The 9495-nt window shown below is 71.2% G+C and carries 9 protein-coding genes; all 9 read right to left on the reverse strand.

The window, feature by feature from the left end; all coding sequences use genetic code 11:
* The coding region (locus H5J33_RS13815) for a laccase domain-containing protein (protein WP_181795203.1) at positions 1-286 on the reverse strand (286 nt) is incomplete at its 3' end.
* The gene (ftsZ, locus tag H5J33_RS13820) at positions 283-1491 is read right to left on the reverse strand and encodes a cell division protein FtsZ (RefSeq protein ID WP_181795204.1); all 1209 of its coding nucleotides are present in this window, start codon (positions 1489-1491) and stop codon (positions 283-285) included. The genes H5J33_RS13815 and ftsZ, both read right to left, overlap by 4 nt.
* 279 nt (positions 1492-1770) lie before the next feature.
* Entirely contained in the window at positions 1771-2562 is a 792-nt protein-coding gene (locus H5J33_RS13825) for an FtsQ-type POTRA domain-containing protein (protein ID WP_181795205.1), read from the reverse strand.
* A gap of 26 nt (positions 2563-2588) precedes the next feature.
* Positions 2589-3677 (reverse strand): undecaprenyldiphospho-muramoylpentapeptide beta-N-acetylglucosaminyltransferase, encoded by a 1089-nt coding sequence (gene murG / locus H5J33_RS13830; RefSeq protein ID WP_030605489.1) that lies wholly within the window; start codon positions 3675-3677, stop codon positions 2589-2591.
* A 6-nt stretch (positions 3678-3683) separates the two neighbouring features.
* Positions 3684-5045, reverse strand: a complete 1362-nt coding sequence (ftsW, locus tag H5J33_RS13835; RefSeq protein ID WP_181795206.1) for a putative lipid II flippase FtsW — start codon at positions 5043-5045, stop codon at positions 3684-3686.
* Positions 5046-5113: 68 nt separating this feature from the next.
* Positions 5114-6550 (reverse strand): UDP-N-acetylmuramoyl-L-alanine--D-glutamate ligase, encoded by a 1437-nt coding sequence (murD, locus tag H5J33_RS13840; RefSeq protein ID WP_181795207.1) that lies wholly within the window; start codon positions 6548-6550, stop codon positions 5114-5116.
* On the reverse strand, positions 6532-7602 hold the full coding sequence (gene mraY / locus H5J33_RS13845; RefSeq protein WP_181795209.1) for a phospho-N-acetylmuramoyl-pentapeptide-transferase: 1071 nt from the start codon (positions 7600-7602) through the stop codon (positions 6532-6534). The genes murD and mraY overlap by 19 nt, the downstream gene beginning before the upstream one ends.
* Positions 7602-9017, reverse strand: coding sequence for a UDP-N-acetylmuramoyl-tripeptide--D-alanyl-D-alanine ligase (gene murF, locus H5J33_RS13850; RefSeq protein ID WP_181795208.1), 1416 nt, complete (start codon positions 9015-9017; stop codon positions 7602-7604). Before murF ends, mraY begins: the two co-directional genes overlap by 1 nt.
* Before the next feature lie 4 nt (positions 9018-9021).
* Positions 9022-9495 (reverse strand): glutamate ligase domain-containing protein (locus H5J33_RS13855; protein WP_309485397.1); only part of this gene is annotated, 474 nt, incomplete at its 5' end.

The raw sequence follows: 9495 nt of genomic DNA on the forward strand, positions 1-9495 counted from the left end.
CGCGCCGCGTGGTGACGACCGCGTCGGCCTCCGGCACCGGGCCCTGTCCCCACGGCTCGTCCACCACGGCGACGTCGGCGCCGTGCACCTGGTTCATCCACACCACCAGGTCCGGGTCCAGGCCGAGCGACCGGGCCGCCAGTTCGCGGTTGCGGCGCACCGCCTCGGGCGCGTCGCCGACCGCGCCACCGAGGTTCAGCTCCTCATACGGAGCGGCGCTCACCCCGCCCCACCGGTCGGTGAAGGCGAAGTGCGCGCCGCTCACGCTCTCGCGCTGTCCTATCACTTGAGGAAGTCCGGGACGTCCAGCTCCTCGGCCGCGCTGTCCGAGTAGGTCCGCGGCGCCGGCGTCACCGGCGGGGCGACCGGGATGTCCGGCACCGGCTCGGGCGCCGGCTCCGGCTCCTCCTTGGGCTTGACGCTGCCCAGCGAGCCGAAGGACGGGCGGCTGGGCTCGCTCGGCCGGGCCGGGGCGGGCTCCTCGCGGCGGGCGGGGGCCGAACCGGAGGCCGAGCCCAGGACGTTGTCCCGGCGGGCCGGCGGCTGGCCGCCGTCGAAACCGGCCGCGATCACGGTGACCCGCACCTCGTCGCCGAGGGCGTCGTCGATGACCGCGCCGAAGATGATGTTGGCCTCGGGGTGGGCGGCCTCGCTGACCAGCTGGGCGGCCTCGTTGATCTCGAACAGGCCGAGGTCGGAGCCGCCGGAGATGGAGAGCAGGACGCCCCGGGCGCCGTCGATGGACGCCTCCAGCAGCGGCGAGGAGATCGCCATCTCGGCAGCGGCCACCGCGCGGTCGTCGCCGCGGGCCGAGCCGATGCCCATGAGGGCCGAACCGGCCTCGGACATGACCGACTTCACGTCGGCGAAGTCCAGGTTGATCAGGCCGGGGGTGGTGATGAGGTCGGTGATGCCCTGAACACCGGAGAGCAGGACCTGGTCCGCGGACTTGAAGGCGTCCAGGACCGAGACCTGGCGGTCCGAGATGGACAGCAGCCGGTCGTTCGGGATGACGATGAGGGTGTCGACCTCTTCGCGCAGTTCGGCGATGCCGTCCTCGGCCTGGTTCGCGCGGCGCCGTCCCTCGAAGGTGAACGGGCGCGTGACCACGCCGATGGTCAGGGCGCCGAGCGAGCGCGCGATGTTGGCCACGACGGGCGCCCCGCCGGTGCCGGTGCCGCCGCCTTCACCGGCCGTCACGAAGACCATGTCGGCCCCCTTGAGGACCTCCTCGATCTCCTCGCGGTGGTCCTCGGCGGCCTTGCGGCCGACGGCCGGGTTGGCTCCGGCGCCGAGTCCGCGGGTGAGTTCGCGGCCGACGTCGAGCTTGACGTCGGCGTCGCTCATCAACAGCGCCTGTGCGTCGGTGTTGATGGCGATGAACTCGACGCCCTTGAGACCGACCTCGATCATCCGGTTGATGGCATTGACACCACCGCCGCCGACACCGATGACCTTGATGACTGCGAGGTAGTTCTGCGGTGCTGCCACGTCGAAGGCCTCTCGCCTCGAATTACGTTGTCGCCGCCGTGCGGTGCCCCGCGCCGGGACGACGGATGCCGAATGGGACGGTCCGTAGCGCCGACCCGAACCCTAAGCCTGAAGTTTAGGGTTACCAGTGTGTCTGTTCCCTGGAGTCTTCCGAACAGGACACTAAGTCGACAAGTGGCGCCCGTTCAACGAACACGCCGAACCTCCCGTTTTTCTTTTCACCCTATGTGATCAGCCGTAGCCGTGCCCAACCAGGGGGCTGGCCTGCGCTGATGTGCGTCAACTCACTGATGACGCAGGGGCGGTGGGAACCGTGACGTCGAAGTGCCGTGCGCCCGGGGATGCTTTCATGAGAGCCGTGAGCGCCCGCGCCTTGGCGCGGCCCTGCTCGTCACTGCCCCACACCACCGTGCGGCCGTCGCCCAACTCGACCGAGACGGCGTCGTAGGAGCGCACCCGGACGGTCCGGGCGGCGCGCGCCACGGGGGCGGGCAGGTCGCCGGCGACCCGGACGGCCGCGCGCACCAGCCGGCCGGTGCCGAAGCGCCGCAGGCTCGCCGCTCCGGGCCCGTTGCGGGAGGCGGACAATTCCAGGCTCGGAACGCCTTTCGGCGCCTGCGAAACCGTGGCGAAACGGACACCTTCGTCGTCGACTTCGACGAAGTTCCCGCCTTTTCGGATCAGCAGGACCGGAGTGCGTTCACTCACATTCAGGGCGATTCCCCGGGGCCAGGAACGAACCACGTCCACGGTGTCGATCCGGGGCAGTTTCCGCCGCAGCCGGGCCTCGATGGCATCCGTGTCGACGGACGCCATCGGCTCCCCGACGGGCACGTCCGCCGCCTCGCGGACCTCCGCGGGGGTCAGCACGAGCGTGCCCGACACCGAGACGTGCCGCACCCGCAGCCACTGCGAGCCGTACAACACCCAGGCGCCACCGGCCCCGAGCAGGAAGACGGCCACGGCCAGGATGACGATCGTACGAAGACGCCGTACGGCGCCGCGGGCGGGCGGCGGACCGGACGACCCCTGCTGGCGTTCCCCGCGCTCGGCGGTTGTCGGTCCGGCCACCGTCACTGCCCTTTCGTCATACGGTCCTAACGGCGCGAGGCGATCGCCTCGTACACCATGCCGACGAGCAGCTCGTCGGCGTCCCGGCGGCCGAACTCGCTTGCCGAGCGGGACATCTCGTACAGCCGGTGCGGGTCGGCCAGCACGGGCAGCACGTTCTGCTGCACCCACTCCGGCGTCAGTTCCGCGTCGTCCACGAGGAGTCCGCCGCCGGCCTTGACCACCGGCTGGGCGTTCAGCCGCTGTTCACCGTTGCCGATGGGCAGCGGGACGTACGCGGCCGGCAGGCCCACGGCGGAGAGTTCGGCGACGGTCATCGCGCCCGCGCGGCAGAGCATCATGTCGGCCGCGGCGTACGCGAGGTCCATCCGGTCCAGGTAACTTACCGGGATGTAGGGGGGCATTCCCGGCATCTGCTGTACCTGCGGCAGTTCGTTCTTCGGGCCGACCGCGTGCAGGATCTGGATGCCGGCCTGCTGCAGCCAGGGGGCGACCCGCTGCGTCACCTCGTTCAGCCGCCGGGCGCCCTGGGAGCCGCCGGAGACGAGCAGCGTGGGCAGGTTCGGGTCGAGGCCGAAGCGGTGCCGGGCCTCGGGGCGGACCGCGGCACGGTCCAGCGTGGCGATGGAGCGGCGCAGCGGGATGCCGATGTAACGGGCGTCACGCAGCTTGCTGTCCGGGGTGGAGACGGCGACCCGGGCCGCGTAGCGCGAGCCGATCTTGTTGGCCAGGCCGGGGCGGGCGTTGGCCTCGTGGATCACGATGGGCACCCCGAGGCGCTTGGCGGCCAGATAGCCGGGCAGCGCGACATAGCCGCCGAAGCCGACCACGACGTCCGCCTTGGTGCGCTCCAGGATCTGCTCCGCGGCCTTGATCGTGCCGCGCAGCCGGCCCGGGACGGTGATCAGCTCGGGGGTGGGCTTGCGGGGCAGCGGCACCGCGGGGATCAGTGCCAGCTCATAGCCGCGCTCCGGGACGAGCCGGGTCTCCAGGCCGCGCTCCGTGCCCAGGGCCGTGATCCCCACGGTCGGGTCCTGCCTGCGCAGGGCGTCCGCGAGGGCGAGCGCGGGCTCGATGTGGCCGGCGGTCCCCCCACCGGCGAGTACGACATGCACCGAAATTCACCGCTCTCCGGACGAACGCGCCGCCGAGGCACGCCGTCGCATCGTGTTCCATCTCCGAGGCCCCCGCTCGGCACCGGAGCCTCCCGCCCGCTTTTTACCAAAGCGGGGTTGCCGCATCGCAAGCGCTGCCCGCGCAGCGGGCTCGTCGCGCGCGAAGGCGATCAGCAGCCCGATGGCGAACATGGTCGGCAGCAGGGCGGACCCTCCGTAGGAGAACAGCGGGAGCGGGACGCCGGCGATCGGCAGCAGACCGAGCACCGCACCGATGTTGATCACCGCCTGGGCGGTGATCCAGGTGGTCACGCCTCCCGCGGCGTACCTCACGAAGGGGTCCTCCGTGCGTCCGGCCACGCGGATACCCGCATAGCCTAGAGCCGCGAACAGGGCGAGCACCGACAGCGTCCCCGCCAGGCCCAGTTCCTCACCGGTGACGGCGAAGATGAAGTCGGTGTGGGCTTCCGGCAGTTGGCCCCATTTTTCCACACTCGCGCCGAGCCCCGAACCGAAGAACCCGCCGGAGGCGAGCGCGTAGATGCCGTGCACGGCCTGCCAGCAGTCCGCGACCCCGCTCTTGGGCTCGGTGGCGCCGATGCAGGCGAGCCGGGCCATCCGGTTGTCGCTGGTCTTGATCAGGAGCACCCCGATCAGTCCGGCCACCGACAGTACCCCGGCGAACAGCCGGGTCGGCGCGCCCGCGAGCCACAGCAGGCCGAAGAGGATCGCCGTGAGAATGATCGCGGTGCCCATGTCGCCGCCCAGCATGATCAGTCCGAGCAGCAGGAAGGTGACCGGGACCAGCGGCACCAGCATGTGCTTCCACTGGGCCAGCAGCCTTCTCTCCTGCTTGCGGGCGATCAGGTCGGCGCCCCACAGCACCAGGGCGAGCTTGCCGAACTCGCTGGGCTGGATCTGGAAGGAGCCGCCGAGGGAGATCCAGTTCTGGTTGCCGTTGACCGACATCCCTATCCCCGGCACCTGCACCAGGGCCATCAGGAAGACGGCGGCGGCCAGGATCGGGTAGGCCAGCGCCCGGTGCAGCTTCACCGGCATGCGGGAGGCCGCGAACAGCAGTGCGCCGCCGATGACCGCGGCGAGGAACTGCTTGCGGAAGAAGTACGACCCCGGCAGCGACAGTTGGAGCGCGGTGATCTGGGAGGCCGAGTAGACCATCACCAGCCCCAGCACGGTGATCAGCACGCTGCCGCCGAGGATCAGGTAGTAGGCGGTCAGCGGCCGGTCCCAGGCCTTGCGGGCGCGGGTGTAGAGCCGCTGTACGGGGTTCTCGCGCGGGACGCGGGGGACGGCGGGACGGCGGGACGCCCGCTGTACGGGCGGCCGGCCGGTGCGGCTACCGGGCATCGGTGCCTCCACTGAACGTCGACCGTCCCACGCGTCCCTCCCAAGATCCGCCCGGCAGGCGGCCGGGTTCAGGCGCCGAGTTCGCGGACCGCCGCCGCGAACGCGTCGCCGCGCTGGTTGTAGTTGGTGAACATGTCCATGGAGGCGCAGGCCGGGGCCAGCAGCACCGTGTCGCCGGGCCGGGCCAGCCGCCTGGCCTCCGTCACCGCCTGGAGCATCGCCCCAGTGTCGGTCCGGTCGAGGTCGACCACGGGTACTTCCGGGGCGTGTCGCGCGAGGGCGTCACGGATCAGGGCCCGATCGGCACCGATCAGGACCGCGCCCCTGAGCCGCGCCGCCGACTTGGCGACCAGTTCGTCGAAGGTGGCGCCCTTCGCCAGTCCGCCCGCGATCCATACGATCGACTCATATGCCGCCAACGACGCTTCCGCGGCATGGGTGTTGGTGGCCTTGGAGTCGTCCACGTACGCGACCCCGTCGAGGTCGGCGACGTGCGCGATGCGGTGGGCGTCCGGGCGGAAGGCCCGCAGGCCGTCGCGTACGGCGGTGGCGGGCACCCCGAAGGCACGCGCGAGGGCCGCCGCCGCGAGGGCGTTGGCGATGTTGTGCGGGGCCGGCGGGTGGATGTCGGAGACCTCCGCCAGCTCCTGCGCGTTCTTGTGCCGGTTCTCGACGAAGGCGCGGTCGACCAGGATGCCGTCCACGACGCCGAGTTGGGACGGCCCCGGGGCGCCGAGGGTGAACCCGATCGCCCGGCAGCCCTCTTCGACGTCGGCCTCGCGCACCAGGTCCTCGGTGGCCTTGTCGGCGACGTTGTAGACGCAGGCGACCTTGTTGCCCTCGTAGATACGGCCCTTGTCGCGCGCGTACGCCTCCATGGAGCCGTGCCAGTCCAGGTGGTCCGGCGCGAGGTTGAGGACGGCGGCCGAGTGGGCGCGCAGCGAGGGCGCCCAGTGCAGCTGGTAGCTGGACAGCTCCACGGCGAGCACGTCGTACTCCTCCTCGCCGAGGACCGCGTCCAGCAGGGAGACGCCGATGTTGCCGACGGCGGCCGTGCGCAGGCCCGCCGCCTCGAGGATGGAGGCGAGCATCCGGACCGTGGTGGTCTTGCCGTTGGTGCCCGTGACGGCCAGCCAGGGGGCCGCGTCCGGGCCGCGCAGCCGCCAGGCCAGCTCCACGTCGCCCCAGACCGGCACGCCGGCCTGCTCGGCGGCGCGGAACAGCGGCTTGCCGGGCTGCCAGCCGGGCGCGGTGACGATCAGCTCGGTGCCCTCCGGCAGGGTGGAGCCGTCACCGAGGCGCACGGTGATGCCGAGCGCCTCCAGTTCCGCGGCCTGTTCGCGCGCGCGTGCGTCGTCGCCGTCGTTGACGACCGTGACGACCGCGCCGCGCGCGTGCAGCGCCTTGGCCGCCGGGACGCCGGAGACACCGAGCCCGGCGACGGTGACGTGCTTGCCCTGGAAGTCGAAGAGCCCCGAGGTGGAGGTCACTTGTCCGCTGCCCATCCCGCGTAGAAGAGGCCCAGTCCGACGATCACACAGATGCCCTGGATGATCCAGAAGCGGACCACCACCAGGACCTCGGACCAGCCCTTGAGTTCGAAGTGGTGCTGGAGTGGCGCCATCCGGAAGACGCGCTTGCCGGTGAGCCGGAAGGAGCCGACCTGGATGACGACCGACATGGTGATGAGGACGAACAGGCCGCCCATGATGGCCACCAGCAGCTCCGTGCGGGAGAGGATGGCCAGGCCGGTGAGGACACCGCCGAGGGCCAGCGAGCCGGTGTCGCCCATGAAGATCTTGGCCGGCGAGGTGTTCCACCACAGGAAGCCGAGGCAGGCGCCCATCAGCGCGGAGGCGACCACCGCGAGGTCGAGCGGGTCGCGCACCTCGTAGCAGGCGCCGGGGTTGGTCAGGGTCTGCGCGTTGGCGCAGGACTCCTGGAACTGCCAGACGCCGATGAAGGTGTAGGCGCCGAAGACGAGCACGGAGGCGCCGGTGGCCAGACCGTCCAGACCGTCGGTGAGGTTCACGCCGTTCGACATCGCGAGGATCATGAACAGCGCCCAGACGACGAACAGCACCGGGCCGATCGACCAGCCGAAGTCGGTGATGAACGACAGCTTCGTGGAGGCCGGGGTGTTGCCGCGGGCGTCGGAGAACTGCAGCGACAGCACGGCGAAGGCGATGCCCACGATCAGCTGGCCGGCCATCTTCGCCTTGGCCCGCAGACCCAGCGACCGCCGCTTGACGATCTTGATGTAGTCGTCGAGGAAGCCGACCAGGCCCATGCCGAACATCAGGCCGAGGACCAGCAGACCGGAGTAGGTCGGCGCGTAGCCGGTGATGAGCTTGCTCAGGAAGTACGCGGCGATGGTCGCCAGGATGAAGGCGATACCGCCCATGGTCGGCGTACCGCGCTTGCTGGCGTGCTCGCGCGGGCCGTCGTCGCGGATGTACTGGCCGTAGCCCTTGCGGGCCAGCAGCTTGATCAGCAGCGGGGTGCCGACCAGCGTCAGGAAGAGGCCGATGACTCCCGAGAACAGGATCTGCTTCATCATCGGGCGGCGACCTCACCCTCGGCACCGGCCTCGGCGAGCGCCTGGGCGACGCTCTCCAGCCCCACCGACCGGGACGCCTTCACGAGCACGACGTCCCCCGGGCGCAACTCGCTGCGCAACAGGTCGATCGCCGCCTGTGCGTCGGACACGTGCACCGACTCCTCACCCCACGAACCCTCGTTATATGCGCCCAATTGCAGCCAGGAGGCCTCAATCCCCCCGACGGCGACGAGCTTGCTGACGTTGAGCCGGACGGCGAGCCGTCCGACGGCGTCGTGCTCGGCGAGCGCCTCGTCCCCCAGCTCGGCCATCTTGCCGAGCACCGCCCACGTGCGGCGCCCCTTGCCCATGGCCGCGAGCGCCCTGAGGGCGGCCCGCATGGACTCGGGGTTGGCGTTGTAGGCGTCGTTGACGATGGTCACGCCGTCCGGGCGCTCGGTGACCTCCATGCGCCACCGGGAGAGGGAGCCCGCCTCGGAGAGCGCGAGGGCGATCTCTTCCGCGGACATGCCCAGCTCATGGGCGACGGCGGCCGCGGCGAGCGCGTTCGACACGTGGTGCTCACCGTACAGGCGCATCGTCACATCGCTTGCACCGGAGGGTGTGTGAAGCCTGAAGGAGGGCTGTCCGCTGTCCGTGAGTCGTACGTTCTCGGCGCGTACGTCCGCTTCGGCCGACTCTCCGAAAAGGACCACCTTCGCCTTGGTACGGGAGGCCATGGCCTTCACCAGCGGGTCGTCGGCGTTGAGGATCGCCGCGCCGCCCTCGCTCGCCGGGGGCAGCGCCTCCACCAGCTCGCCCTTGGCCTGGGCGATCTGCTCGCGCCCGCCGAACTCGCCGATGTGCGCGGAGCCGACGTTGAGCACCAGGCCGATCCTCGGCGGGGTGAGGCCGGTGAGGTAGCGGATGTGCCCGATGCCACGGGCGCCCATCTCCAGTACGAGGAACCGCGTCTCCTCGGTGGCGGACAGGGCGGTCAGCGGCAGCCCGATCTCGTTGTTGAGCGAGCCGGGCGTGAACACGGTCGGCGCCTTGCGCCCGAGGACCTGGGCGATCAGGTCCTTGGTGCTGGTCTTGCCGGCCGAGCCGGTCAGCGCCACGAGGGTCGTGCCGAGCCGGCCCACGACGTGCCGGGCGAGGGCGCCGAGGGCGGTCTGGACGTCGTCCACCACGATGGCGGGGACGCCGACCGGCCGGGCGGCCAGCACGGCGACCGCGCCGGCCTCGACGACCTGCCGGGCGTAGTCGTGGCCGTCCACGCGCTCGCCGACGAAGGCGGCGAACAGGCTGCCGGGCACCACCTCCCGGGAGTCCCGGACGACCGGTCCCGTGACCTGCACGGACGGATCCGGTATGTCGTGCGTCTGCCCGCCGACGACTGCTGCGATCTCGGCGAGGGAGAGGGCGATCACAAGTTCATCCCTGGGTCTTCTGGATAGCTTCGCGAAGCACCTGGCGGTCGTCGAAGGGACGGATCACGCCGGCGATGTCCTGGCCCTGCTCGTGACCCTTGCCCGCGACCAGCACCGTGTCGCCGGCCTGGGCGCGGCCCACGGCGGCGGCGACGGCGGCGGCCCGGTCCTCGAAGAGGAGCACCTCGCCGCGCTCGTGCGCGGGCACCGAGGCGGCGCCCTCGAGCATGGTCGCGAGGATCGCGAGGGGGTCCTCGGAACGGGGGTTGTCGGAGGTCAGTACGGCCGTGTCGGCGAGCCGGGCGACGGCGGCGCCCATCGGGGCGCGCTTGGTCCGGTCACGGTCGCCACCGCAGCCGAGGACGACGTGCAGCCGGCCCTTGGTGACCTTGCGCAGCGCCCTGAGCACCGACTCGACCGCGTCCGTCTTGTGGGCGTAGTCGACGACCGCGAGGTAGGGCTGCCCGGCGTCGACGCG

Source organism: Streptomyces sp. WELS2, from assembly GCF_013870595.1.
GTDB lineage: Bacteria > Actinomycetota > Actinomycetes > Streptomycetales > Streptomycetaceae > Streptomyces.

Bases quoted from the DNA above. Each gene is read 5' to 3' on its own strand.
- murD (WP_181795207.1), bottom strand. From the start codon at position 6,550: ATGGGCAGCGGACAAGTGACCTCCACCTCGGGGCTCTTCGACTTCCAG.
- mraY (WP_181795209.1), bottom strand. From the start codon at position 7,602: ATGAAGCAGATCCTGTTCTCGGGAGTCATCGGCCTCTTCCTGACGCTG.
- ftsW (WP_181795206.1), bottom strand. From the start codon at position 5,045: ATGCCCGGTAGCCGCACCGGCCGGCCGCCCGTACAGCGGGCGTCCCGC.